The organism is Geminicoccaceae bacterium, assembly GCA_020638465.1.
Taxonomy (GTDB): Bacteria; Pseudomonadota; Alphaproteobacteria; order Geminicoccales; family Geminicoccaceae; genus JAGREO01.
On sequence record JACKIM010000003.1, the window covers coordinates 316,956 to 341,738 of the forward strand.

At 62.0% G+C, this 24,783-nt stretch carries 26 protein-coding genes and 2 pseudogenes; 22 read left to right on the forward strand and 6 right to left on the reverse strand.

From position 1 onward, the window contains the following. The first annotated feature begins 81 nt into the window (after nt 1–81). From H6851_21075 to H6851_21105, 7 genes and pseudogenes are all read left to right on the forward strand, one after another. Complete coding sequence (locus tag H6851_21075) at nt 82–1,041, forward strand: sugar ABC transporter permease (GenBank protein MCB9946101.1); 960 nt, start codon at nt 82–84, stop codon at nt 1,039–1,041. Further along, nucleotides 1,038–1,892: a carbohydrate ABC transporter permease gene (locus tag H6851_21080; protein MCB9946102.1), complete on the forward strand. Its 855-nt coding sequence runs from the start codon at nt 1,038–1,040 to the stop codon at nt 1,890–1,892. Before H6851_21075 ends, H6851_21080 begins: the two co-directional genes overlap by 4 nt. Further along, nucleotides 1,889–2,563, forward strand: a complete 675-nt coding sequence (locus H6851_21085; protein ID MCB9946103.1) for a putative N-acetylmannosamine-6-phosphate 2-epimerase — start codon at nt 1,889–1,891, stop codon at nt 2,561–2,563. Before H6851_21080 ends, H6851_21085 begins: the two co-directional genes overlap by 4 nt. Next, a complete protein-coding gene (locus tag H6851_21090; GenBank protein ID MCB9946104.1) occupies nt 2,560–3,465 on the forward strand; it encodes an N-acetylglucosamine kinase in 906 nt (301 codons plus the stop codon). Before H6851_21085 ends, H6851_21090 begins: the two co-directional genes overlap by 4 nt. Then, nucleotides 3,462–4,346, forward strand: a complete 885-nt coding sequence (locus H6851_21095; protein MCB9946105.1) for an N-acetylmuramic acid 6-phosphate etherase — start codon at nt 3,462–3,464, stop codon at nt 4,344–4,346. The genes H6851_21090 and H6851_21095 overlap by 4 nt, the downstream gene beginning before the upstream one ends. Nucleotides 4,347–4,581: 235 nt before the next feature. Beyond that, nucleotides 4,582–4,983 (forward strand): annotated as a pseudogene (locus H6851_21100) (hypothetical protein). After that, nucleotides 4,980–5,669, forward strand: a complete 690-nt coding sequence (locus H6851_21105; GenBank protein MCB9946106.1) for an MOSC domain-containing protein — start codon at nt 4,980–4,982, stop codon at nt 5,667–5,669. Before H6851_21100 ends, H6851_21105 begins: the two are co-directional and overlap by 4 nt. 60 nt (nt 5,670–5,729) lie before the next feature. On the opposite strand, the gene H6851_21110 is transcribed toward H6851_21105, so the two are convergent. The 4 genes from H6851_21110 to H6851_21125 are packed head-to-tail and all read right to left on the reverse strand — an operon-like array spanning nt 5,730 to nt 7,417. Beyond that, nucleotides 5,730–6,137: a DUF488 family protein gene (locus H6851_21110; GenBank protein ID MCB9946107.1), complete on the reverse strand. Its 408-nt coding sequence runs from the start codon at nt 6,135–6,137 to the stop codon at nt 5,730–5,732. Then, nucleotides 6,137–6,481 (reverse strand): carboxymuconolactone decarboxylase family protein, encoded by a 345-nt coding sequence (locus H6851_21115; protein MCB9946108.1) that lies wholly within the window; start codon nt 6,479–6,481, stop codon nt 6,137–6,139. Before H6851_21115 ends, H6851_21110 begins: the two co-directional genes overlap by 1 nt. After that, complete coding sequence (locus H6851_21120) at nt 6,474–6,959, reverse strand: hemerythrin domain-containing protein (GenBank protein MCB9946109.1); 486 nt, start codon at nt 6,957–6,959, stop codon at nt 6,474–6,476. Before H6851_21120 ends, H6851_21115 begins: the two co-directional genes overlap by 8 nt. Further along, nucleotides 6,956–7,417 carry a group III truncated hemoglobin gene (locus H6851_21125; protein ID MCB9946110.1) on the reverse strand — a complete coding sequence of 154 codons (462 nt, stop codon included), beginning with the start codon at nt 7,415–7,417 and terminating at the stop codon, nt 6,956–6,958. The genes H6851_21120 and H6851_21125 overlap by 4 nt, the downstream gene beginning before the upstream one ends. A gap of 86 nt (nt 7,418–7,503) precedes the next feature. On the opposite strand from H6851_21125, the gene H6851_21130 reads away from it, so the two are divergent. The 9 genes from H6851_21130 to H6851_21170 are packed head-to-tail and all read left to right on the forward strand — an operon-like array spanning nt 7,504 to nt 12,715. Then, on the forward strand, nt 7,504–7,920 hold the full coding sequence (locus H6851_21130) for an Rrf2 family transcriptional regulator (protein MCB9946111.1): 417 nt from the start codon (nt 7,504–7,506) through the stop codon (nt 7,918–7,920). 19 nt (nt 7,921–7,939) lie between these two features. After that, complete coding sequence (gene ccoN, locus H6851_21135; protein ID MCB9946112.1) at nt 7,940–9,565, forward strand: cytochrome-c oxidase, cbb3-type subunit I; 1,626 nt, start codon at nt 7,940–7,942, stop codon at nt 9,563–9,565. Nucleotides 9,566–9,569: 4 nt separating this feature from the next. Next, the gene (ccoO, locus tag H6851_21140) at nt 9,570–10,298 is read left to right on the forward strand and encodes a cytochrome-c oxidase, cbb3-type subunit II (GenBank protein ID MCB9946113.1); all 729 of its coding nucleotides are present in this window, start codon (nt 9,570–9,572) and stop codon (nt 10,296–10,298) included. Further along, nucleotides 10,295–10,459: a cbb3-type cytochrome c oxidase subunit 3 gene (locus H6851_21145; GenBank protein ID MCB9946114.1), complete on the forward strand. Its 165-nt coding sequence runs from the start codon at nt 10,295–10,297 to the stop codon at nt 10,457–10,459. Before ccoO ends, H6851_21145 begins: the two co-directional genes overlap by 4 nt. Continuing rightward, complete coding sequence (gene ccoP, locus H6851_21150) at nt 10,452–11,363, forward strand: cytochrome-c oxidase, cbb3-type subunit III (GenBank protein ID MCB9946115.1); 912 nt, start codon at nt 10,452–10,454, stop codon at nt 11,361–11,363. The genes H6851_21145 and ccoP overlap by 8 nt, the downstream gene beginning before the upstream one ends. Further along, on the forward strand, nt 11,360–11,518 hold the full coding sequence (locus H6851_21155; GenBank protein ID MCB9946116.1) for a hypothetical protein: 159 nt from the start codon (nt 11,360–11,362) through the stop codon (nt 11,516–11,518). The genes ccoP and H6851_21155 overlap by 4 nt, the downstream gene beginning before the upstream one ends. A 12-nt stretch (nt 11,519–11,530) precedes the next feature. Then, nucleotides 11,531–12,328, forward strand: coding sequence for a DUF2189 domain-containing protein (locus H6851_21160; GenBank protein ID MCB9946117.1), 798 nt, complete (start codon nt 11,531–11,533; stop codon nt 12,326–12,328). Beyond that, a complete protein-coding gene (gene ccoS, locus H6851_21165; GenBank protein MCB9946118.1) occupies nt 12,325–12,525 on the forward strand; it encodes a cbb3-type cytochrome oxidase assembly protein CcoS in 201 nt (66 codons plus the stop codon). The genes H6851_21160 and ccoS overlap by 4 nt, the downstream gene beginning before the upstream one ends. Next, nucleotides 12,485–12,715 carry a peroxidase gene (locus H6851_21170; protein ID MCB9946119.1) on the forward strand — a complete coding sequence of 77 codons (231 nt, stop codon included), beginning with the start codon at nt 12,485–12,487 and terminating at the stop codon, nt 12,713–12,715. Before ccoS ends, H6851_21170 begins: the two co-directional genes overlap by 41 nt. Here H6851_21170 and H6851_21175 read toward each other — a convergent pair. Then, a pseudogene (locus tag H6851_21175) lies at nt 12,643–13,146 on the reverse strand (IS6 family transposase). The gene H6851_21170 and the pseudogene H6851_21175 sit on opposite strands and share 73 nt — an antisense overlap. A gap of 4 nt (nt 13,147–13,150) precedes the next feature. Further along, nucleotides 13,151–14,398 carry a LacI family DNA-binding transcriptional regulator gene (locus H6851_21180; GenBank protein ID MCB9946120.1) on the reverse strand — a complete coding sequence of 416 codons (1,248 nt, stop codon included), beginning with the start codon at nt 14,396–14,398 and terminating at the stop codon, nt 13,151–13,153. Between H6851_21180 and H6851_21185 the strand changes: the two genes are divergently transcribed. The 6 genes from H6851_21185 (at nt 14,354) to H6851_21210 (ending at nt 24,773) form a co-directional block, all read left to right on the forward strand. Further along, entirely contained in the window at nt 14,354–16,708 is a 2,355-nt protein-coding gene (locus H6851_21185; protein MCB9946121.1) for a CoA transferase, read from the forward strand. The genes H6851_21180 and H6851_21185 overlap by 45 nt on opposite strands. Then, complete coding sequence (locus H6851_21190) at nt 16,705–17,505, forward strand: MaoC family dehydratase (GenBank protein ID MCB9946122.1); 801 nt, start codon at nt 16,705–16,707, stop codon at nt 17,503–17,505. The genes H6851_21185 and H6851_21190 overlap by 4 nt, the downstream gene beginning before the upstream one ends. 115 nt (nt 17,506–17,620) lie before the next feature. Further along, complete coding sequence (locus H6851_21195; protein MCB9946123.1) at nt 17,621–18,784, forward strand: mandelate racemase/muconate lactonizing enzyme family protein; 1,164 nt, start codon at nt 17,621–17,623, stop codon at nt 18,782–18,784. Nucleotides 18,785–18,837: 53 nt separating this feature from the next. Further along, entirely contained in the window at nt 18,838–20,436 is a 1,599-nt protein-coding gene (locus H6851_21200; GenBank protein MCB9946124.1) for an ABC transporter substrate-binding protein, read from the forward strand. 149 nt (nt 20,437–20,585) lie between these two features. Further along, nucleotides 20,586–22,208 carry an ABC transporter substrate-binding protein gene (locus H6851_21205; GenBank protein MCB9946125.1) on the forward strand — a complete coding sequence of 541 codons (1,623 nt, stop codon included), beginning with the start codon at nt 20,586–20,588 and terminating at the stop codon, nt 22,206–22,208. Between the two features lie 39 nt (nt 22,209–22,247). After that, entirely contained in the window at nt 22,248–24,773 is a 2,526-nt protein-coding gene (locus H6851_21210) for a hypothetical protein (GenBank protein MCB9946126.1), read from the forward strand. Nucleotides 24,774–24,783: the final 10 nt, after the last annotated feature.

Consider the following 24,783-nt stretch of genomic DNA (forward strand, 5'->3'; position numbering starts at 1 on the left):
ACGAAACGAGGAGACAGAGCCCGCATTCCGATTTCACTAGACAGGAATGCGCTCCCGATTTCGCCGCTTCTGGACGGACCCATGACCCGAAACGCTTCAACGGCAGCGCCACCAGACCGTACATCGCCATTCCGTCTGACCGGTAGAGGTATCTGGATCACCTTCCTGCTCGTTCCGCCGCTGGTCGTGATGAGCCTGTTCGTGATCTATCCGATCGTTTCCGCGCTTACCTATGCATTCTATGACTGGAATGGTCTACGGCGGGAAGGCTTTATCGGGTTCGGTAATTTCTACACTATTTTGTTTGAAGAGCCCTATGCGAGCACCACGCTCAATGCGTTCAAGCACAACATCATCGTGTTCGTGTCGCTGATGATCGTGCAGAACGGCGCCGGCTTCGTCCTGGCCTATGCCTTGTGGCGGGAGTTGCCGGGTGCCCGCATTCACAGGATATCGGTATTCCTTCCTGTGGTTCTTTCGACCGTCATTATCGGCTATCTCTGGAAACTGTTCTTCCACCCGATTTTCGGTGTGGTGAACAAGTCACTGACAGCCATCGGCCTCGGCAGCCTGGCCCAGCCATGGTTGGGCCAGAGCGAAACAGCCCTGGCGGCTCTCATCTTCGTCAATGCCTGGGCCTGGGTGGGATTCCCCACGCTGGTCTTTCTGGCGGGCCTGCAACGTATTCCCGCAGAGATACTTGACGCTGCGCGCATGGAGACCGACAGCGAATGGGTTGTCGTGAAGAAGATCGTCTGGCCGATGATTGCTCCCTCCACAACCGTGGTCTTCATTCTGTTGTTCATCGGCTCGTTCAACTGGTTCGAGCTGCCCTACATCATGGCCGGTCTTGACGGCTCGCCGTTCGGCTCCACCGACGTGCTCGGGCTCGTGTTCTACCGGACCGCGTTCGGCAACCAGTCCGCGGGCGGGCAGGATTTCGGTCTCGGCTCGGCCCTGGCCGTGCTCATGTTCCTGTTCATCGCCGTCATTGCCACCTTCTGGACGCTGCATCTGCGCAAACGGGAGCTCGAAGTATGAGTGCCGCGATCAACGGCCAGAAGGGGCTGTTCGCCACGTTGGGCCGCGACGGGCTGATGCAGGTCATCCTGATTGCCAATACCTTTGTGATGCTGTTTCCGGTCATCATCATGATCTTCTCGGCGTTCAAGACGAATGTGGAGATTTTCCAGAACCCGTTCTCCATTCCGGATTTCGCCAACCTGCAGAACTTCACCGCAATGGCGACGAAAAGCAATTTTCTCCGCTATCTGCTCAATTCGTTCGTCGTGACCGGCGCTTCGATTTTCTGCATCGGTGTTCTAGGTACCATGGCTTCCTATGCCCTCGGTCGCTACCGGTTCGCGGGATCGGGCTTCCTGCTGCTCTTTTTCATGGCCGGGCTGATGTTACCGCTGAAACTCGCGATCATCCCGCTATTCGTGTTGTTCCGCGATCTGGGAATTCTCAACTCACAGCTTTCATTGGTCGCGGTCTACACGGCGATGGGTCTGCCTTCGACCGTGTTCATCATGACCGGGTTCATCCGCACCCTTCCGCGTGACCTCGAAGATGCGGCACGGATGGATGGTGCCAGTGAATTGCGGATCATGTGGAGCGTCATGCTCCCCTTGTGTCGCCCGGCCATGGTCATTGCCGGCATCTACAATCTTGTGCCGATATGGAACGATTTCTTCTTCCCACTGGTATTCATTCAGGATGACAACCTGAAGACGCTCCCGCAAGGGCTCACGACCTTCATCGGCGAGTTCGTCACCGACTGGGGAGTGATGTTCGCCGGCCTTACCCTCGCGGCCGCACCAATCACCATCATCTACATGATCCTGTCCAAGCAGTTCATCAATGGCATGACGTCCGGAGCGGTGAAATGATCGCGCTGCAAAAAGGGGGATTGATCGTCTCCTGTCAGGCCCGTGCGGACAATCCGTTGCATGGGCCTGTGCACATGGCCGCCATGGCCAGGGCTGCCGAGGCGGGCGGTGCTGTGGCCATACGGGCTAACGGCACCGCCGATGTTACTGCTATCCGCAATGCGACCAACTTGCCGGTCATCGGGATCAACAAGCTCTTTCGCGATGGCGAGGAGGTTTATATCACTCCCGATATCGTGGCCGCCGACGCCATCATCGCAACCGGAGCGGAAGTCATCGGTCTCGACTGCACGGACAGGCCGCGTGCCGGCGACGACTGGCAGCTTGTCTTGCGTCATATCTCGAATGCAGGACGATTGACTTTCGCTGATATCTCCAACTTCGAGGAAGGTGTCCGGGCAGCTGATGCCGGAGCGGATTTCGTTGCCACCACGCTCGCCGGTCATACCACGCAAACAAGGAGCGACTTCCCCGTTGCCAATCTGGGATTGATCGAGCAACTGGCTGCCCGTCTGGCCGTGCCGGTGATTGCCGAGGGCATGATCAATACACCACAACTTGCGCGAGCGGCTTTGCTTGCGGGAGCTCACGCAGTGGTGGTAGGTACGATGATCACCAATCCGTGCGCAATTACCCGCGCCTTCGTGGCAGACATGACAGGACTGGCATGACGGAACATTACTATCTTGGTGTTGACATGGGGGGTACAGCTACGCGCTGGGCAGTCGTGGACAGCGTGGGCAATGAGGTCGCGCGGGGCAGGGCTCCCGGCGCCACCGGACTGATCTTCGAGGCTGCCAGCCGTGCCACCTTTGTCGGCACGCTCGAAGCGATGCGCGAAGTCATGCCGGGCCGCATCGATTTTGCCCATTTCGGCATCACCGGAGCAGGGTTTTCCCGACATCGACAGATCGAGCAGCAGATCGAAGATGTCTTCGGGCTTCCCGCGGGATGCTACCATTATTCCAATGACATGCTGCTGGGCTGGCACGCGGCGTTCGGCGGCAGCCGGGGGCATCTGGTGTCATCCGGCACTGGTTCGATTGGCGTCTCGATCGATGCCGATGGCAACGCGACGGTTGTGGGCGGTCGCGGGTTGCTCATCGATGACGGCGGATCGGGCACATGGATCGCCTTGCGCGCGCTCGACAGGCTCTTCAGGGTGATTGACGAACATGGGCAGCCCAAAGGGGCCGAAGTGTTGGCCAGAAATTTGTTTGATGCGATCGGCGGCAGCGACTGGGATGATGTTCGCAGTCACGTCTATGGCAGCGGCCGGGGCAGAATCGGCGAACTCGCGGTAGCTGTGGCTGCTGCCGTCGAGCAGGGTGATACGCATGCGACGGCCATCATCACCGCTGCCGGTGGCGAACTCTGCCGTCTCGCTCGTGCATTGCTGCATCGCTGCGGTCCTGCGAAGATCGCATTTGTCGGAGGCGTGCTCGCGTTGCATCCGCTGATCAGCAAGGAAATCCGGCGCCAGATGGCCGGCGAGGATATCGATTTCCCGCGGATCGATGCTGCGCTTGCAGCAGCACGGATGGCTCGAAGCAAGGGGGAAGCTGTGGCATGATCGCGACGGAAGGTGCGGCATCACGATATACTGCGCTCGAAACGTGGAATACCGGAGAGATGGTTGATACCATGCTGGAAGGACAGCTGGCGGCGATCTCCGCTGTCCATGCCGTGCGTTCCACCATCGCCCGGGCTGTGGATGCAGCGACCGTGCGGCTGGAGCGTGGCGGGCGCCTGTTCTATCTGGGAGCCGGCACGTCCGGCCGCATTGCCACTCTGGATGCCGCCGAACTCATCCCGACCTTCAACTGGCCCGCCGAGCGCGTCATTTCCATCATGGCCGGCGGTGAAAGGGCGTTCACCACTCCTGTGGAGGGGGCGGAAGACGATGAGGACGAAGTCATCCGTGCGCTCACGCACCTTGGCCTGTGCTCGGACGACGTCGTGATCGGCCTTGCCGCATCCGGACGGACCCCCTTTGCCATATCGGGTCTCCGACACGGTCAGGCCAGAGGCGCTCTGACCATCGGCGTGCTGAACAGTCCGGGCGGGCCACTCGCCTCGGTGAGCGACATTGCCATCGAGGTTGACAGTGGCGCCGAAGTTCTTGCCGGATCGACCCGGATGAAGGCGGGAACGGCGCAGAAAGCGGTATTGACCACTCTTTCCACGGGTATTTTCCTGCGCATGGGCTATGTTTACCGGGGGCGCATGGTCGAGATGAAACCAACCAATGAAAAGCTGCACAAGCGTGCGGCGATGATGGTCATGGAGCTCTCCGGATCAAGTCTCGAAGCTGCAAAGCAGGCACTTGCGGCGAGTGACAACTCGATCAAGCTTGCCATCATCATGCTGCGCAGGCAACTCGACATCGACGAAGCCCGTACGTTACTCGAAAAATCCACCGGTCGTCTGCACCTGGCCCTCGAATCCGCATGATCAGCCAGGAAATCGCGTTGGTCATTGCCGCAGCCAGCAAATTGATCCGCGATGCCAAGCCCGCTATCGTGAGAGTGACGTGAAAAGTGGGCGGGAGGGACGAAGCCCAGCCAAATCTCGATCCACGCACCAAAACAGTTCTCGGCAAAACTTCTCAAGGACATTCCCGTGCCGTCCATTTCTCTCATCACCGCGGTCTGGAATCGCGAGGCCACGGTCGTTGACGCCATGCTTAGTCACGAGTCATCCCGATTTCGACGACACACCGCTCTTCGATGAAACCGGGTCTGGCACGACGGACGGCGATGGCGGCGCCTGGCACAGCCATTGGGTCGTGCTTGGCCCCGACGAGGCCTGCGGGTCCGGCGCGCTCAAGGTCATCGACATTCCCGAAGGGACCGCGCCGGCGCTGCCCCTGACCTGGCCGGGCCTGCCGATCCTGATCGATTCTCCCGGTTGGTCGCCGATCTTTGCCGGGCTGACACTGAGCGTGACGGTGCCGTTCGCCGATATCGGCGCGGTAGAGGCGGCGCGCTTCGACGGCGTGACGGCGGCCTTGAGGGTCAACGCCAATGTCCATGCACCGCTGCTCTGCGTGACGGACGTGTTCGACGTGGCTTCGGGAGACGCGGGATGAGGGCATTCCGGATTGCCGAACTGCGCGTTGGCGCGGTCGGGCCGCTGGGCCCGAATGCGATTCCCTCCGGTATTGACAAGACGGCCGTCTCCGGTCCGCTCATGGCCCGGGCCGAAGGGCTTGAGGGCGACGAACAGGGTGATACCCGCCATCACGGTGGCGCGGACAAGGCGCTCCATGCCTATCCCGCCCTGCACTATCCGGCTTGGAAAAACGATCTGCCCGAACGCGCGGCGTGTCTCCGCCCCGGTGCCTTTGGCGAGAACCTGGTGATCGAGGGTGCGACGGAGGACGATCTCTGCCTGTTCGACCGCTATCGGCTGGGCGGCGTGATCGTCGAGGTCAGCCAGACCCGCCAGCCCTGCTGGCGGCTCAACCTGCGCTTCGACCTGCCCGACATGGCGGCCCGGGTGCAGGAAACCGGCCGCACCGGCTGGTATTTCCGCGTCATCTCGGAAGGCCTCATCGCGCCCGGCGACCGGGTGGAGCTGATCGCGCGACCGTGCCGGGACTGGCCGCTCACCCGTGTCTGGCGGCTTCTCTACCGCGATACTTCAGACCATGACGCCCTGACCGCCTTCGCTGCACTTCCGGGTTTGCCGGAAAGCTGGCAGCGCATGGTGGATGCGCGGCTGGCACAAGGGGCGATCGAGGACTGGCGACCGCGCCTCGAAACGCCGGACTGATCACTTCCGGACTCGCAGTCACACGATCGCGGGTGTACAGTAGGGTGTCACGCCAGTCTGTCATGTCTGCCCCTCCCGTTCCAGCCATTGGCGCAGGTAATTGCGCAACACGATGGCGTTGTTATGCGCCTCGTTCTTCGAGGCATAAAGCAGCGTGACGACATCCTCGCGCGCATGTTCGGCAAGTTCGCGGACCAAATCGTCATGGGCGGCAAGCTCCGTCTCATAGCGCGTGGTGAACGCCTGCCACTGATCGGGGTGACCGTGAAACCAGTGCCGCAACTCATCGCTCGGTGCGATCTCCCTGCACCATTGAAATAGCCGGGCGCGGTCCTTCGCCATCCCGCGTGGCCATAGGCGGTCGACCAGTATCCGCTTGCCGTCCGACACGCGTGGCGCGTGATAGATCCGCTTGACGCGGATACGCTCGCCGGGGGCGTCGGGGCCGGACTGCCGTGCCGACCGCATCAGTTGTCCTGCCCGTCCGTGTCGCCGATCATCTCCACCGCCTTCAGCGCATGGGCCCAGGAGGTGCCGGCGCGCATTTCCGTGGCGACCCAGATCGCCTCCATGACCTGTTCGTCCAAGGCGCCCGCGCGCCGGGCCGCCTTGACATGGCCCTCGATGCACCATGGACATTGCGTTACATGCGGGACCGCCACTGCGACAAGCTGCTTGCCGCGCGCATCCAGCGCGCCCTCGGCGAACACCGCCTTGGAAAAGGCGCGGAAAGCATCCTCGGTCTCCGGCGCCAAGGCATGACGCCGCTCGACGAGGTCCTTGGCCGGCCCGGGAAGACGCAGGTCAGACATGGCCTGCGCCAGGGGTCTCGAATTGCGGAAACAACACGTCGTTTTCCAGCCGGATATGGGCTGCGAGATTGTCAAGGAATTCACCGACCCCGGCATAGAGCCGCATCCAGCTTCGGCAGGCGCCGTCCGGCAATGTCAGGCCGTTGGTCAGGTGCCGGATCTGTTCGACCTCTGCCTCGTGGTCGTCGTGATCCGCCCGCATCGCCGCAATCGGGGCGTCCAGCCCCGGTGCCGCGTTGCGAATGGCGGGAAACAGGATCAGTTCCTCCTTCTTCATGTGCACCTCGAGTTCACCGATCATCCGGTGCAGCACCTCGGCCAGCCCTGCAGGAACATCCGCCTGCCCGGCATGGATGGTTTCCACCTTTTCCGACAGTGCCGCCAGTTCGGGCAGCCGGGCGCGGTGTTTGGCATGATACTCGGCCTCGATATAGCGGGTGAGGCCGGCGGGATCTTGCGGGGGTGTCGGTTTGGTCATGTCGGTATCCTTCGGTCAGAGCAGGAACGGGACGGTTCGGGCCTGGCATCCTCGACCGCCATATGCAGCGAGCGTGCGATCCGCTCGGCACGTTCGATGACATGCGCGGCACCCTCGGGCGGGCAGGTCTCGGCCGCGGTTTCGCGGAACAGGGCCAGCCAGCGTTCGAAGTGATTCCAATCCACTGGCAGGGTCACATGGGCCGGCATCGGGGCGCCGTGATAGCGGCCCGTCACCAGCGCGACCGAGGACCAGAAATCCACCATGCGTTCCAGGTGCGGGCCCCAGTCGGAAATCCGGGCGGCGAAGATCGGGCCGAGAACGGCGTCGGCGCGCACCTTGTCGTAGAAGCGATGCACCAGTTCGGTCAGCCTGTCCTCGTTCAGTCCGGTCCGCGCCATGAGCTCGGCGGTTATTCGCGGACGGGCTGTGATGATCTGTGGGTCGGCAGGTGACATGGGGTTCCCGAGAATTTCAACTTGAGTCTCATGCTATCTCTGTTAAATAGGTATTGTAAATACCAATTCGAATCATGCGAGACGCCATGAACCTTACATCCTTCACCGATTACGGGCTTCGCATGCTGATGCGCATGGCGAGCGCCCCCGACCGGGCCTTCTCGACTGCCGTCATGGCCGAGGAATTCAAGCTGTCCCGCAATCACCTGACCAAGATCATGCAGCGGCTGGCGCAGGGCGGCATCGTCGAGACCCGGCGGGGGGCGAACGGTGGCGCCGTCTTGCGCGCCAACCCCGCCGAGATCCGGCTGGGCGACGTCGTGCGGCTGCTCGAACAGGGGCAGGCGCTGGTCGAGTGTTTCGGGCCGGGCGGAGGCGACTGCACGATAGACGGCTGTTGCCGTCTGAAGGCCCGGTTTCGACAGGCAGAGGTCAGGTTCATCGAGGATCTGAACGGCTCGACACTTGCCGATATCGCCCTTCCCGAACGGGTAGCAGCATGACGAAGAAAGGCAGAACAGGATGACCGAAACACTGTCGGTTTCCGAACGCCGGATCGGCATGATCCTGTCGGTCCTGCTGGCCCTGACGGGCCTTGCCATGGCAGCCGCCGCACGCCACGGGGTCATGTCGCTGCACGGGTTCATGGCGCTCGTGCTCGGCCTCGGCCTGGCTTTCCTGCTCGGTGGCGCACTCTATGACCCGGAGTCTCCGGCGGATCGGCTGCGCCATTACGACGATGCGCCGACGCGGTTCGGTATCATCATGACGCTGATCTGGGCGATGATCGGCATGGCCGTAGGCGTGTGGGTTGCGGCGTTGCTCTATTGGCCAGAGGCAACGCCGCTCTGGCCGGCGACCAGTTTCGGCCGTCTGCGCCCCGTACATACAACCGGCATCATCTTCGGTTTTGGTGGCAACGCGCTGATCGCCACCTCATTCCACGTCCTGCAACGCACGTCACGCGCGCGGTTGGCCGATTCCGTCAGCCCCTGGGTCGTGCTGATCGGCTACAACCTGTTTTGCGCCTGGGCCGTCACCGGTTACCTGATGGGATCGACCCAATCCAAGGAATATGCTGAAGCCGAATGGTACGCGGACCTTTGGCTGGTGGTAATCTGGGTCATCTATTTCGCGCTCTACATTCGGACGCTCGCCCGCCGGAACGAGCCGCATATCTATGTCGCCAACTGGTATTATCTGGCCTTCATCCTGGTCGTGGCGATGCTGCATATCGTCAACAATCTCGCATTGCCGGTGCGCTGGACGGCAGCGCAAAGCTTCCCCGTCTGGTCGGGGGTGCAGGATGCGATGGTGCAATGGTGGTATGGCCACAACGCGGTCGCCTTCTTCCTGACCTCCGGGTTCCTGGGGATGCTCTACTATTTCCTGCCGGTGCGGTCGGGGCGGCCGATCTGGTCCTATCGCCTGTCGATCGTCAGTTTCTGGGGCATTACCTTCTTTTACATCTGGGTCGGTTCACACCACCTGCATTACACCGCGCTGCCCTATTGGGCGCAGACGCTGGGGATGACGTTTTCGGTCATGCTGCTGGTGCCGAGCTGGGCCTCGGCGGGCAATGCCATCGCCACGCTGAACGGCGCCTGGCACAAGGTGCGCGACGACGCCACGCTTCGCTTCATGTTCGTTGCCGCCGTGTTCTACGGGCTGTCGACCTTCGAGGGATCTTTCCTTGCCATCCGCCCCGTCAATTCTCTCAGCCACTATACCGACTGGACCGTGGGCCACGTCCATTCCGGCACGCTCGGCTGGGTCGCCATGATCGTCTTCGGCGCAATCTACACGCTCGTTCCCCAGCTCGGCGGCCAGTCCGGGATGGCCTCACCCCGCGCGGTCGAGTGGCATTTCTGGCTCGCCGTCGCCGGCACGCTGGTCTACGTCGTGTCGATGTGGAACGCCGGTATCACCCAGGGGTTGATGTGGCGCACCTATGACGCGAACGGCGCGCTGTCCTACAGCTTCGTCCAGTCGGTTCAGGCGATGGCCCCCTATTACCTGCTGCGCACTATCGGCGGCGGGCTGTTCCTGACCGGAGCGGCGATCTGCGCCTGGAACTGTCGTGCCACGATGCGCGGAGCGGCGGGCCATGCCGCCGACCGGCCTCTTGTCGCGCAGCCGGCGGAGTGAGCCGATGTTGAAACTGCACTACAACCTGGAAAAGATCTCGATGGGGCTGGTGGCGGCAATCATCGCGGCCGCCTCGATCGGTGGAATGGTCGAAATCGCACCGCTCTTCACCATCGACGAGACCGTCGAACTTCCCGATGACCTGCGCCCCAATACCCCGCTGGAACTGGCCGGGCGCGAGATCTACATCCGCGAGGGCTGCTATGCCTGCCACAGCCAAATGGTGCGCAGCCTGGCCGACGAACTGGACCGCTACGGCCCCTATTCGCTGGCCGCGGAAAGTGCCTACGATCACCCGATGCTCTGGGGATCGAAGCGGACCGGCCCGGACCTGGCCCGACTGGGCGGCAAATATTCCGACGACTGGCATGTGGCGCACCTGATCGACCCGCGCAGCATGGTGCCGGCCTCGATCATGCCGTCCTATCCGTGGCTTACGCGAACGCTCGATACGGATTTGTTGTCGGATTCGCTGGCTACGCTGGCCCGTCTCGGCGTGCCCTATGACGCAGGCATGATCGCGTCGGCGGACGCCGATGCACTGGCACAAAGCCGCCCCGACAGCGACGCGGCGGACGAGTTTCAGGAGCGCTACGGCGCGCGGCCCGCGGTCCGTATCTTCGATGGCGATCCGTCGCGACTGACGGAGATGGATGCGCTTGTCGCCTATCTCCAGTCTCTCGGCAGATTGACCGATGCGCCCTATCGTACCCTGGCGGAGGGCAACCAATGACCCATGACATCCTGGTCTATCTGTCCAAGACCGTTGGCCTGATCTGGCTGATGGGGTTGTTTCTGGTTGTGGTCATCCGCGCCTACAGCCCGTCACGGCGCAAGGCATATGACGCCGCCGCCCGGTCCGTACTGCAAGGCGAGAGCGGCCGAGATGAGTAACCCGACCGACCAAAGGCGACTCCCGGGGGCGGATCCGCATACCGGCAACCGCAAGGTCGATCCGGTCACCGGCTACGATACGACCGGCCACGACTGGAACGGTATCACCGAGCTCAATACCGCGTTTCCGAAACTCGTGATCTGGGCGTTGGCGCTGACGTTTCTCTACTCGGTGGCTACCTGGATTCTTCTGCCTGCATGGCCGACCGGGCGCGATTACACGCGCGGGCTGCTGGGGTTGGATCAGGGCGAAGAAGCGGTCGAGGGCTATCGCGAGCTATCCGATGGGCGGCGGCATTGGTTGTCGCGGTTTTCGGATGATAACTTCGATACCTTGCGCTCCGATACGACGCTGATGACGGTCGCGATGCCCGCTGCCGAACGTCTGTTCGCCGATAACTGCGCGGCCTGCCATGGCCTGCTTGGGGGGGGTGGGCCGGGATTTCCGGTCCTGTCGGACAACACGTGGCTCTGGAGTGGCGAACCTGGAGAAATCGCCACGACGATCCGTCACGGTATCAATGCTGAAGACCCCGACACCCGCTACGCCGAAATGCCTGCCTTTGACTGGATGGAACGGCCGGATCGGATCGCGCTTGCCAGATTCGTTGGCGACTTACCGAACGGATCTGCCGATTTTGGGAGCTCTGCCGGCACAGTTTTTGCCGAAAACTGCAGTTCCTGCCATGGCGAGACCGGGGCCGGCGGTCTCGAAATCGGCGCACCGTCCCTCACGGACGAGGCCGTGATCTATGGCCAGGATGCGGAAACGGTGATGCAAATCCTCCGGCGTGGCCGCCACGGCGTGATGCCTGCTTGGGCGGGTCGATTGTCAGATGCCGAAATCAACCTTCTGACCCTCTATGTTTCACAGCTTGGTCAACATGATGGAGGCACGCGATGACGCCGGGCGTTCAAAAGCGGCTGGCGATCGGAGCTGCATTGGCGGCCATCCTGCTGTTCCTCGGTGCGAATGTGCATTTGCTGACCGTTGCCCTGCAATCGCAACCGGAATGCCGCGAAGCTGCGGGTCTGATCCCGGCCAAGCGAGTCTGCTGAAAGGAGAACGGGATGCTGGAACCACTTCCGACCCTTCGCAAACCGGACCGACCTGCTTCACCCCATGCACGCGCCCTGCCGGCATCTTCGGCGTTAGATTGGTTGCAAGCAGGTTGGCGAGATGTGCGAATGGCGCCATGGTCCAGCCTTGCCTATGGTTTGTTCCTGACACTGATATCCTATGCGGTCCTGTGGGTGCTTCATGCGAGCAATCTGTTGTATCTCGCGTTTCCCGCCACTTCAGGGTTCCTGATTGTCGGCCCGTTCCTGGCGATCGGTCTCTACGAGAAGAGTCACATGCACGGAAAGGGCAGGCAAATCGCGTTTCTCGACATGCTGGTATTTCGGCCGGCGTCAGGAGGGCAATTGGCCTATGCGGGCTTGCTGCTGGGCCTTCTCATCTTGTTCTGGCTCAGGGCGGCAGATCTTCTTTATGCACTGTTCTTTGGCCTTTTCCCTTTCCCCGGCGCGGAGGAGGCGCTGACCAATGTGTTGACGACACCCCGGGGATGGGCGCTGATTGCAACAGGCACGCTGGTGGGCGGGCTGTTCGCAGCTTTCGCCTTTGCGATCAGCGTCTTCTCCATTCCCATGCTGGTTTCTCGCAAGACCGATGCACTGACCGCTATGGGGCTGAGCTTTATCCTGACGGTGCAGAACCTGCGCCCCATGTTGGTTTGGGGAATGATTGTTGCCTTTGGATTGGGCTTTTCAGCGGTCACCGGCCTCATTGGACTGATCGTTCTCTTTCCCATTCTCGGTCACGGCACCTGGCACGCCTATCAGGCGATAGCCGGTGATGGGCAATGAGCTTCCTGCTGCTCATACCTCTTTCGATTGGGCTCGGTTTGTTAGGTCTTTGCGCCTTTTTCTGGGCGCTAAGGAACGGACAGTTCGATGACCCTAATGGCGCCGCGTGGCGCATCCTCTTCCCTGATCACCCACTTGAAACAGAAGGAGAATCCGATGGCAAACTGGCTCCCGACACTCAAGACAGCAACCCCTGAAGAGGGCTATGAACTTGCGGTTAAACTTGCACGGGTTGCCGTGAAACTTACCCAGCCCGACGCGGAGGTGCGCGACCGTTTGCGATCGGAATACGCGGAAGCCTTCGCCATTTCGGCTTCGATGATGGTAACAGCCTCGGACAACGCGCAGAGTCCAAGCCCGAAGGCACGCTCGATCATACGAACCTGACCATGAATGTCACCCTGAAGATTGAACATCCGTCCCTGGCCCTTCTTCAGTGCGTGCATGACTTCGAAGCCCTTGATCGTCGCATACGCCGTCTTCCTTTTCTTGAACCCGCGAACCGGGCGGATCAGCTGTTTCAGCTTGCCATGATCCGCCTTGATCACATTGTTCAGGTATTTCACTTGGCGGTGCTCGGTTTCGGGCGGCAGCTTGCCTTCCTTCTTCAACTCGTCAATCGCCGCGCCATAGGCGTTTTTCCATCTCCGGCGCGTAGCGCTAAACCCAGTGATAGGCTGTCGAATGATCAACAGGCATGCCACGCTCGGTCATCATCTCTTCAAGATCGCGCGGTAGCGGACCCCGTACCGGCAGTACCAGCGGACAGCCCACAGCACGACTTCGCCCGGATGATGTCGACCTTTGAAAACGTTCAACTGTTCAGCCCTCGTTCCATGTCCGAGCTGATTCTCCCTGATCAGCGCGACGTTTGCAACAGAGCTGGTCGGAAGATGGCATCGGAACGGCAGTCGATTGCCGTTGGATCAGTTTGCCGGGCAGGGTGACATGCTCAAATGCAGCTGGATCGATGGTCGGATCGGCTATTCGGGCAACGACGGCAGCAACCAGCTCGTCGATGGGCTGTCGATAGGTCGTTAGTGAATAATGCGGCCACGAGGCCATCTCGATATCGTCGAAACCAGCGACCGCAAGGTCGCCGGGCACATCGATCCCCCGCGCCTTGAGCGCATCGATGCCGCCGAGTGCGAGGATGTCGGACGCAAACTGGATAGCGTCGGGCTTGTACTTCAACAGTTCAATTGCAGCTTTCCAGCCCGCCTCATAGGTATAGGCCTCATCCGAGCAGATGCCCGCCAGTGTGAGGCCGCATTCGGCGAGCCGCGTCAGGAAAGCGCCCTGCCGCCCGACGCCGATGGCGGTTTTTGTGAGCCCGGCAACGTAACCGATCCTCTTTCGACCGATCGCATGAAAATGATCCACCGCCGCCCGCGACCCGGCGGTGTTATCGACGCAGATCGTCGTCAGCTCTTCGTTGCTCTGGCGGTTGAGCAGGATGGTCCGCCGACCCTCGCTGGCCCACGCCAGTGCGCGCTCCGAAAGGATCGTCGCCGAGACCACCACGATGGCATCGACGTCGTAGATGTGAATCGCGGCGAGCTGCTCTTCGATCCTCGCGCCCGGCGTGACGTTGAAGAGCAGACTTTGCAGGCCGATCCCCTGCAACTCCTGGGTCAGTTTTTCGATGAGTACCGGGTAGAACGGGTTTCTCATTTCGGAGACGACGATACCGACCATGTTGGTGCGCTTGGTGGCGAGCATCGAAGCGATGGCGTTGGGCTGATATCCGAATTTTTCCGCACCGCTGAGCACACGCGCACGGAGCTTCGCCGAGATGCTGGAGCCCGGCGTGAAGGCGCGTGAGACGGCTGACTGACTCACACCGAGCAGCGCCGCGAGCTGATGCGAGGTGAGCTTCGATTTTCCGCGTGCGAGAGCCGTCATCGTCCTCCTGTCATTTTCGAGTGATCTCGCTGTCAGCGCATATGTACCTTCGTTCCGGACTTGACAACCTCGTGACCGATATTGGATGGATGCCTTTGAATGAATTCGGATGCAAGCAAGATGTCTCAACGAGAGCCAAGCGCGGGCGCCCGGGCGCTCGGACATTTGCTGGTCGCCGACCGGTCTGAAAACCTGGCCGGGCAGTACTGCGGTCGGCTGTTCGCCGACTACGGCGCCCGCGTTATACTGGCTGAACCTCGCGACGGATCGGCCTTGCGGCGGCAGGCACCGTTCGCTGCCGATGGTACCTCGCTGACGTTCCGGCATCTGAACACCGGCAAGGAATCCGTCCTTGAGGCTGGTGCGTCGCTCTGTGCGGCAGCGGATGTCATCCTCCTGGCCGCCGACGATGACGCGGAAGCCTTTGCGGGCGATTATCCGGGTGCGATCGTGGTCGCCATCAGCGATTTCGGCGTCGACGGCCCACTGAAGGATTGGATCGGTTGTGAACTGGTCCATCAGGCCTTGTCCGGGATGATGTACAATAACGGCAAGGCAGGGCGCGAACCGCTTTTCGGCTGCGGCGATCGCAGCGCCATCGTCGCCGGGCTCGCGGCCTATGTTGCAGCGCTGGTCGCGGTCCATGCTCGCGGCGAGGACGGAGCGGGGCAGGTGGTGCGCGTGGACATCGCCGAGGTCGCTGCAACGACCAGTTTTCCCTACATCCTCCAGTATCTCTACAACGGCACCGTGCGTTCGCGGGAGGAACCTTCATCTCTGGCCGGCGAGGCGAGATGCCGCGACAGCTGGATCTGCATATGGCTCTATGCGCACCGCTGGGAAGCTGCGACCGCGACGTTGGGGCTTGAACATCTGCGCGACGATCCGCGCTTCGCCGATCCCCAAATCCGGCGCCGCAACTGGGCAGCACTCTTTGCCGAGATCGGCAACGCGGTCAAAGATCGCGATGCTGCGGATCTGGTCGACCTGCTCCAGAAAGCCCAAATCATCTCGGCTAAGGTCGAGGATCCTTGCAATCTCGCAACCCATCGTCATCTTGCCGAGCGTGGCTATTGGTCGAAGGCAGGAGGGCGGCGGATCCTCGGCGCGCCGTGGCGCCTTGCGGCGACCCCCCGGATCGAGGCGGCCGGCGAACCCGAACCGGGTCGGCACTCGCCTCTCCCTGCGCCACGTGCTGGCGGGGTTCGCCCGGTGCGACCCCTACCGCTCAAGGGGCTTCGTGTAACCGAACTCACCACCGCCTGGTCCGGTCCGATGGCGGGTCGCATCCTCGCCTGGTTCGGTGCCGAGGTCTTCCACGTCGAGGGGCCGAAACGGGTGAATACGTGGAGACTACACCACGAGCGCAAGCAGAACCCGGTGAATTTCCCTGACCTGGATCCGGGTGAGCGGCCATTCGATCGCGCGTTCCTGTTCAATTCGCAGAATGTCAACAAGTCGAGCCTCATCGTCGACATCAAGCAGGATGCGGGACGGGATATCCTTGCGGGTCTCGCAGAGCGAAGCGATGTACTCATCTGCAATTTCCGCCCGGGAACACTGGGAAAATTCGGGCTCGACCATGCGACGCTCGCTCACCGGAATCCTGGTCTGATCGCCTGCGAAATGCCCGCGTTCGGTCGAACCGGACCCATATCCCGCCATGCAGCGCTCGGTCCGATCATGGAGATGGCGACGGGGATGTGCGCGCTCATAGGCTATCCCGGCGGAGCGCCGGAAAATACGGGCCCCTCCTATATGGACCCGGTCGGCGGGCTGAATTCGGCGGCGGCGATCCTGACGGCATTGGTCTGGCGGCAGCGCAGCGGGCTCGGGCAGGACATCGAGGTGCCGCAGGTCGAGGCCGCGATGCATCTCGTAGGAGCGGAGATTCTCGCGGCCATCGAAAGCGGCGTCACGCCACCGCGCTGCGGCAACGCCGTGCCGCACGCTGCACCGCACGGTGCTTTTCCGGCGCGGGGAGACGAGGAGTGGTTGGCCATCGCCTGTTTCGATGAGGGGCATTGGCGATCGCTTTGCGACGCCATCGATCGGCCGGGGTTGAAGGATGACCGGAGGTTTGCGTCGATGGCCGAAAGGCAACGTAACTCCGATGCGCTCCGGGAAGAGATCACCGCCTGGTCCCGCTTGCAGGACAAGCATGAGGCAGCAGCACTGCTGCAGGCTGCCGGCCTGCCGGCAGCACCCGTGCAGAACCCGGCGGATCTGGCGAACAGCGCTTATCTCGCCGCGCGCGGCCATTTCACGGAACTCGATCACCCGGCGGCCGGTCGGCATCGGTATCCGGGGCTGCCCTTCCACCTTTCGGCCTCACCCGGAAGTGCGCGCCACGCCGCGCCCTGCTTCGGCGATGCGAATGCGCGTGTGGTGCAGGAAATTCTCGGGCGGCCCGATGCCGATCTTGCCGAATTGAGGGAGACGGCCGGGCTCGTCGACCGGCCGGCGCCGCTATGACTCTCCCGCGCACCATTGCGATCCTGCAACAACTCGATGACGACCCTCGTTACAGGGGCTCGATCCACGACGCTGAAATCGCGCGGGCGCGAGGATTTCCCGGGGCGCTGGTTCCGGGCGCCTTTCTCTACGGTCACATCTCACGGGTGGCGGTGCAGGAGTGGGGCGCGGACTGGATCGCGCGCGGGGCCATGGGTGTGAAGTTCCGCAGACCGGTCTACGACGGCGATCGGCTGCTGCTCAGTGCGGCGGCGGTCGACGGTGGGACTGGTCGTGCGGCAGTGGAGATCGAACGAGATGGCGGTGAGGTGGTCGCCACAGGCTGGATCGCGCCGCCGGAGGATAGACCGCCGCCGGTCGCGAGCCTCGATCGGCAGTCGATAAACGCGGACGGTGTGCCCGAACGTCTTGCGGTGGACGCAGGCGGCATGCACGTTGGTATGACTTTCGCGAGTGTCCCGCGACCTCTTCTCGCCGGCGAGATCGAGGCATCGGCCCGCGCATTCGCCGAAACCGAAACCCTGTACGACGAACTCGGGGTCGCGCATTCCGGTTGCCTTATGCGCATCGTCATGAGTGACAGCTACACCCCTTTCCGCTTTCCGGCGGCGGTCATTCTAGCAGGGGTGGAGGCGTGGCACTTTATGCCCGTGCGCAAGGGAGCGATGATCGAAACGCGCGGTCGCGTCGTCGCGGCGGAGGAGCGCGCCGGCCGATACAGCTTCACCGCCGAGGAGTGTCTGCTGGCCGACGGTGCCATGGCCGCGCGGTTCCTTAGACGAACGGTATATGCATGAAGCCGAGAGCGAGGGTTCAAGTTTTTCTTGAATGCGGATGCAAATGCTGATTTCCTCGTGACTAGCGGCGAATTCGCGGCCGGAAGGTCGCTCACGGTCTTGGGGAGGACGTGACGTGCAGAAATCTGAAGCGTGCGGCGTGACGGAAGTATCGTCGGGGTACATCAGCGACAGGATCGCTTCGGTCGAGGCGTTTCAGGTCTGTTGGCGTCCGGGCGATCCGCCAGGAAGGCGCACCGCTTTTGTCCGGGTGCGCACGGAGGGCGGGATCGTTGGTCATGGTGAGGCATCGCCGATGATGGGCGGCGAGCACAGCCTTCTCGTCGTGCGCGACTTCGCCGCGAGTCTCAAGGGCGCCGACCCTTTCGACCAGGCGGTGATCCAGGACCGCCTCCTGCACCGCTACATCAAGCTCGGTCCGGAAGGGGCGGTGACTGGCGCCTTGGCGGCGCTCGATATCGCCTTGTGGGATATCAAGGGCAAGATCGCCGGATTGCCGATCTACAAGCTTCTCGGCGGAGCTTGGCGAACGAGCCTGCCGTTTTATGCCTCCATCGGCGGCCAGGCGGAACGCAGCGTGGACGAAGTCGTCCGCACCGTGCAAAAGCGTCTGGAGTCGGAAAAGCCGGCTGCGATAAAGATCCGCTGGGACGGCGACCGAACGCGCCAAGACTACGACATCGCGGGCGATATCGCCAAGGCGAGGGCGGTGCGCAAGTTGGTCGGCGACGACTTCCCGCTGGCCTTCGATGCCAACAACCAATATTCCATCGGCGGTGCCATCCGGGTCGGTCGCTCGCTCGAGGATCTGGGCTACATCTGGTTCGAGGAGCCCGTGCAGCATTACGACGTTCGCGCAATGGGCGAGGTGGCGCAACGGCTCGACATCACTGTTTCGGCAGCGGAGCAGACCTATACAACCCAGGCGCTGGTAGATCTCATCGAGGCGGGCGTGCGTATGGTCCAGCCCGACATCGTAAAAATGGGCGGTATCACCGGGCTGATGCAGTGCGCTGCGGTCTGCTTTGCGCATGGAGTCGAGCTGGTGCCGCACCAGACCCAGCCGGGTATCGGTCATGTCGCCAATCTGCACGTGCTCGCCACGCTGATGCACAACACCAAGCCCGCCGAGTTTGCCGATCCTGACGACCGAATGCACGCGGGCTTCGAAAATCCGCTTATTCCCCGGGACGGCCGGTTCGATCTTCCGGAAGGGCCGGGGTTGGGGCTGCGTATCAAGGACGACGAGCTGGATCGCCGGCGCACAACGCCGGCTTGAGTGAGGATCGCTCGACCCGGAGCGGGTCGGATGCCACAAGGGGAGGATTGAGAATGTCAATGAAGAGACGCGAGTTCATGGGTCGAATCGCCACGACAGCGCTTCTGGCCTCGGCTCCACCCTTCGCGGCGATGGCGCAGGGCGCCGATGTCCTGCGGATTGGGATCGCGGCCAAGGGGCCGCGCTACTTCGATCCCAATCTGACGACCCAAGGTGGTGACAATTGGGCCAATGAACAGGCCTTCGAACAACTTGTACGCCCCGCGGACGGCCAGTTCGCGCTGACGCCCGAGGAATATCACCCAACTCTCGCTACGGAATGGTCGGTTTCCGACGACGCCAAGGTGTGGACATTCAAGCTGCGCGAGGGCGTGCAGTTTCACAAGGGCTATGGGGAAATGACCTCGGACGACGTGGTCTATTCCTTCGAACGCGCGCTCAAGGATGGCACCAACAAGGCCAACCTTGCGAACATCGAGAGTGTCACCGCCGATGGACCCTACTCCGTCGTCATTCGACTTAAGGCACCCGACGTCAATTTCCTCGGTACCGGCGCCTTTGACAAGACCACGGTCGTGGTCTCGAAAAAGGCTGCCGAGGAGAAGGGCGAGTCCTTCGCCAACGATGCTATCGGCACCGGCCCCTATCAGCTTGATAAGTTTGACACGAACTGGGGTGTCGCACTCGTCCGTTTCGACGATTACTGGGACAAGGAGCATATCGCGAAGATCCCGCGCGTCGAGTGCGTCTATATCGCCGACACCACGGCCCGTACGCTGGCGCTCCTGTCGAAGGACGTCGACATGATCGAGGCGGTGCGTGCGCCCGGTTGGGTTGATTCGATGAAATCCCAGGATCCTACTCTGCTCATCGACATGACGGTGCCGGGCTCCTTCAACACGCTGCACGTCAACCTGACCCGCCCGCCCTTCGACAATCTCAAGGTGCGGCAGGCGTTGATGTTCGCTCTGGATCGCAATGCGGTGGCGCAGGCGCTCGCTCCCATGGGTGGCACGATGTACGGGCTGCAGCCCGATTTCTTCCCGGCGGGCCTTACCATCGCGGACGTGCCGGAAGATCTCCAATACAGCTACGATCCCGAGCGGGCCAAGGCGCTTCTTGCTGAGGCGGGTTTTCCCGACGGCTTCGAGTTCGAATCGAATATCTCGCAGCGCGAGGACTATTCGTCGACCATGCTGATCGTGCAGGAGCAGATCCGCAAATCCGGCTTCAACATGAAGCTGAAGGTGATGGATCATACCGCCTATCACGCCGCCAACCGTTCCGATCAGAACACGCTGGCGATGCACTCCTCGAGCTATCCGCCTATTCCGACGCTAATCTATTTCCAGCAATTGTCATCGGGAGCAGAGGTGAAGGCCGACGGCAGTGGCGGCGGCAATTACAGCCATTATGGCGTGGCGATGCCGGGAATCGACGGCCTGCTGGCCAAGGCGCTGGCTTCGACGACCTACAAGGATTATCTCGACTACTGCAACCAGATCGAGCTCCAGATTCTGCGGGATCTGCCATTGATCGGTCTCTCGAGCCTGTCGTTCACGGTGGCGCGCAATGCCAATGTCGATCTCGGCTATCCGGTCGAGAGCGGCTATGCCCGCTGGCGCTTCCACAGGGCGACAAAGACTTCCTGACCCATTGTGTCCGGGTAACCCGGCGAGATCGCGGCGACGAGCGTTGCCATGGTTTCGCCGTCCATGCCCGGGCAGGAGTGATAGGCCGCGATGCGGCCCGTGGCGGTGAACTCTTTGTAAAAGAGAGAAACCTGAGGGAGGAGACAGGAATGACATTTTCACGACGGGGATTCATGGGGCGCAGCGGTACGGTTGCCCTGGGCTTTGGCTATGGCGTTTCATTCGGCATGCAGGCAGCCGTCGCCGCGGAAGGTACCGATACCTTGCGGATGGCGCTTTCGGCGCGCGGTCTGCGCACTATTGACCCGGCGCGCTCCATTCAGGGTGCCGACGAATGGGCGATCATCCACATCTTTGACACTCTGGTCGAGGTACCGCTTGGACGATTTCCGCAGGCGCCGGATGAGGTGCAGCCATCGCTCGCGGAGAGCTGGTCGGCCAATGAGGACAGTACGATCTGGACCTTCAAGCTCCGTCCGGGCGTGAAGTTCCAGAAAGGCTATGGCGAGATGACGTCCGCCGATGTGGCCTTCTCGTTCAATCGTCTGCTCAACCCCGACGAACTCGGTGTGCGCACCGCACTCTGGCAAAACCTTGCCAGCGTCGGGGCGCCGGATGATCATACTTTCGTGATGCATCTCAAGCAGCCCGACCCGCTCTGGACGATGGGCCCGATGTTGCACCATTCCGCCTCGACGGTCTCGCGCAAGGCCTTTGAGGAGAAGGGCGCGGAGGCCTTCGAGAAGGACCCGGTCGGGACCGGACCGTACCAGCTTGTCAACGTCGCTGAAGATCCGAGCGAGGGCGTGCTCATGGAGGTCAACCCCGATTACTGGGGTCCCAAGCCGAACATTCCGCTTTTCCAGGTGCGCTACATCGCCGACACGACCGCTCGGACTCTGGCTCTGCTCTCCGGCGATATCCAGATGATGGAAGGCGTCCGTGCGCCGGGCTGGGTGCCCTCGATCCAGACGCAGGCTCCCGATCTGCATTTCGACGTGGCGAGCCCCGGATCGTTCTTCACCATTTCGTTCAACCTCACGGTCAAGCCGTTCGACGATGTGCGTGTCCGCCAGGCCTGCGCCTACCTCATCGACCGCGACCAGATCGCACAGGCGATGGCGCCGATTTCGAAGCGGACCTTCGGCATGAATCCGCCGGCATTTCCGGGAGGCTTCAACGAGGACACCATTCCCGCCGACGTCGCCTACAGACTCGATATCCAAAAGGCGAAGGCGCTTCTCGCCGAGGCTGGCCATCCGGACGGGTTCCAATTCTCCGCCTATACCTCACAGCGCGAGGATTATTCCTCGATCATGCTGATGATCCAGCAGCTTCTGCGGGCAGGTGGCATTGACATGCAGCTCGAGATGAAGGATCACACCGCATTCCATGCGGACCAAGCGACGGGGACCAACACGATCTTCCAGCGGTCCGCCGCCTATCCGCCGGTGCCGACGCTCGCGATCAGCGAACAGTTGACTGCTGCCAACGAGGTCAAGGCCGATGGCACGGGCGGTCCGAACTTCTCGCATTACGGTGTCGTCATTCCGGGCATCGACGACATGCTGAAGGAAGCGATGGCGGAGCCGGAGCTCGATCAGCGCATCACCAAGGTGCAGGACATCGAAATGAAGTTCCTGACCGACATGCCGTTGCTGCCTGTGGTGACCAACGGTTACCTGATCGTACGGGCGGCTAACGTCGATCTCGGTTACAATCTCGAATCCGGCTACGCACACTGGCGCCTGACAAAAGCCACCATCGGTTGACGCCCGCGTTCCGTCATCCTCCAACCGTCCAGGCCCGTCATGATCCAATATTCCAACTTGCGCCTTGCCGATCCAGGCGGGCTCGCTGTGAGCGGTGCTCCCGCATGGGCAATAGAAGAACTCGTCGCAACGCTTTACAGACGGCGTCTGGATACCAGGGCCGAGATTACGATCGAGCTTCCAGACGGGGGGCTCCTCAATGGGCCCGAGAGTTTCGGGCTTTGGCGCGACGGTGATCGCATTCGTGTCCAAGGCAACGACGCGAGGGGGCTCGCCTATGCGTTGAGCGAACTTGCGGATCGCGCAGCATATGCCGAGGGCACGGATCCGTTTGCCGGGCCTTTTCCCTGTATCGAGAAGCCCACAGCGCGGATTCGTTCGATCAGCCGGCTGTTCTGTTCCGAAGAAGAGGATAATGGCTGGTTCCATGATCGCCAGGGCTGGCGCGATTATCTTTCGATGCTGGCCTCGAACAGGTTCAATCGCTTCTCGCTCGCGCTCGGTTTCGGCTACAATTATCCCTATCACAATCCATGGATTCGCGACGTCTACTTCTACTTTCCCTATCCTTATCTGCTCGATCTGCCGGACTATGGGATAGGCGTGCGCGAGCTTTCAGCCGACGAGCGCGAATGGAATCTAGAGATGCTCAAATTCATTGGGCGCGAAGCATCTCGACGCGGGCTCGACTTTCAGCTTGCGCTCTGGACGCAGCGCTACGACTTCGATGACGTTCCCGACGCCAATTACACGGTCGAGGGCGTGACGCGCGAGAATCTTGCACCCTATTGCCGTGATGCCATCACACGGCTTCTGCTCGAGGTGCCGCAGATCACCGGCCTGACATTTCGCGTCCATGTCGAGGGCGGCATTCCCGAGGGCGATTACGGCTTCTGGGAACAGGCGTTCGAGGGTGTTGCCAGAGCCGGCCGACCGGTTGAGATCGACATGCATGGAAAGGGGCTCGACCATCAGATGCTGGCGCTCGCCCGCGAGTCGGGCATGCCGATCGCAGCCTCGCCGAAATATATGGGCGAGCATATGGGCCTCGCCTACCACCAGTGCTCGATCCGCGAGAGGGAATATCCGCCCGATGAGGCGCAGAGCGGCCGCAAGAAATTCTCTGAGGGCAGTCGCAGGTTTCTGCGGTACAGCTACGGCGATCTTCTGCGAAAGGACAAGGATTACAGCGTGTTCTACCGGATCTGGGCCGGTACGCAGCGTGTCCTGCTCTGGGGCGATCCGGCTATGGCGGCCGGCTATGGCCGGCTCTCGATGTTCGCCGGCAGCGATGGGGTGGAGTGGTGCGAGCCGCTGAGTTTCAAGGGTCGCATGGGTACGGGTGTGCCCGGCCAGCGGTTCAACTACCAGCCACAAGGGCTCGCGCCCCGGCGCGACTGGGAAAAATATCTCTATCAGTATCGTGTCTGGGGCAGGGGTCTCTACAACCCCGATGGACCCAGGGATGGCTGGATGCGGTATTTGCGCTTTACCACCGGCGATGCCGCCGAAGCCTGCGAGCGCGGGCTGGCGGCAGCAAGCCGGGTTCTGCCGCTGGTTTCGCTCACTCACGCGCCCTCGGCCTCGAACAATCATTACTGGCCGGAGATCTATACCAATCTCGGCCTGTTCGACGGCGCCGGCGGTCTGGCCTATGTGGCGGACATGGACGGGCCGGTACGGTTCGGCAACGCGCCCACTTTCGACAGCGAGCTTTTCGCCACGGCACGGGAATGGGTGGCAGCCCTGCTCGAGGGTCGGGAGGAGTACCGCTACACCCCGCTCGATGTCGCCCACTGGCTGACACGGCTTGCGGCGACATGCCATTCGGCACGGAGCGAGATCGGGAGTTCCGCCGGTGCGATGCGCCCGGAGATGAGGCGGATCGCCATCGATATTGAGATCTGCGCCGGGCTCGCCGGGTTCTTCGCCGAAAAGCAGCGCGCGGCAGTCTGGGCGGAACTGATGATCGCCACACGGGCAACAGCGCTGATCGAACCCGTCCTAGATCATGCGCGTCGCGCGGTTGCGGCCTGGGACCGGATCGCCGATCTCTCCCGTGACATCTATGCCGACGATCTGACCTATGGCCCGCAGGCCTGGCTGCGTGGCTCCTGGCAGTCGCGGCAGGCCGAGATGCGTGGTGAACTGGGCGATCTGGAGGCGCAGCGATCGCTCGGTCGCACCGAAAGTCTCGTCCTTGCGGCGGAAGGTAAGCGGGCGGCGGCTGCCATTCGCGCCTGGCGGCCGCTGCGCCAAGCTGGAGGCATTGACGCGCCAGCGACCTTCCGCCGGGGTGAGGCACTGGAGCTGCGCTGGCGGGGTGACGCCGATGCGCCGCCACGGTTGCATTACCGCGTTGCCGACCAGTCGCAGCGTTGGCGTGAGATTGTCATGACGCAGGACGGCGAGGATCATGTCGCCACGGTGCCGGCCGACGATCTCGACACCGATTTTCACCTGCAGTTCTTCATTTCGCTGGCTTGTGCGGGCGAACGCCGCCTTGCGCCGGGTCTGGATGACGATCTGTCCAATCAGCCCTACATTCTGGTGCTACAGGCGTGAAGACTCTTGG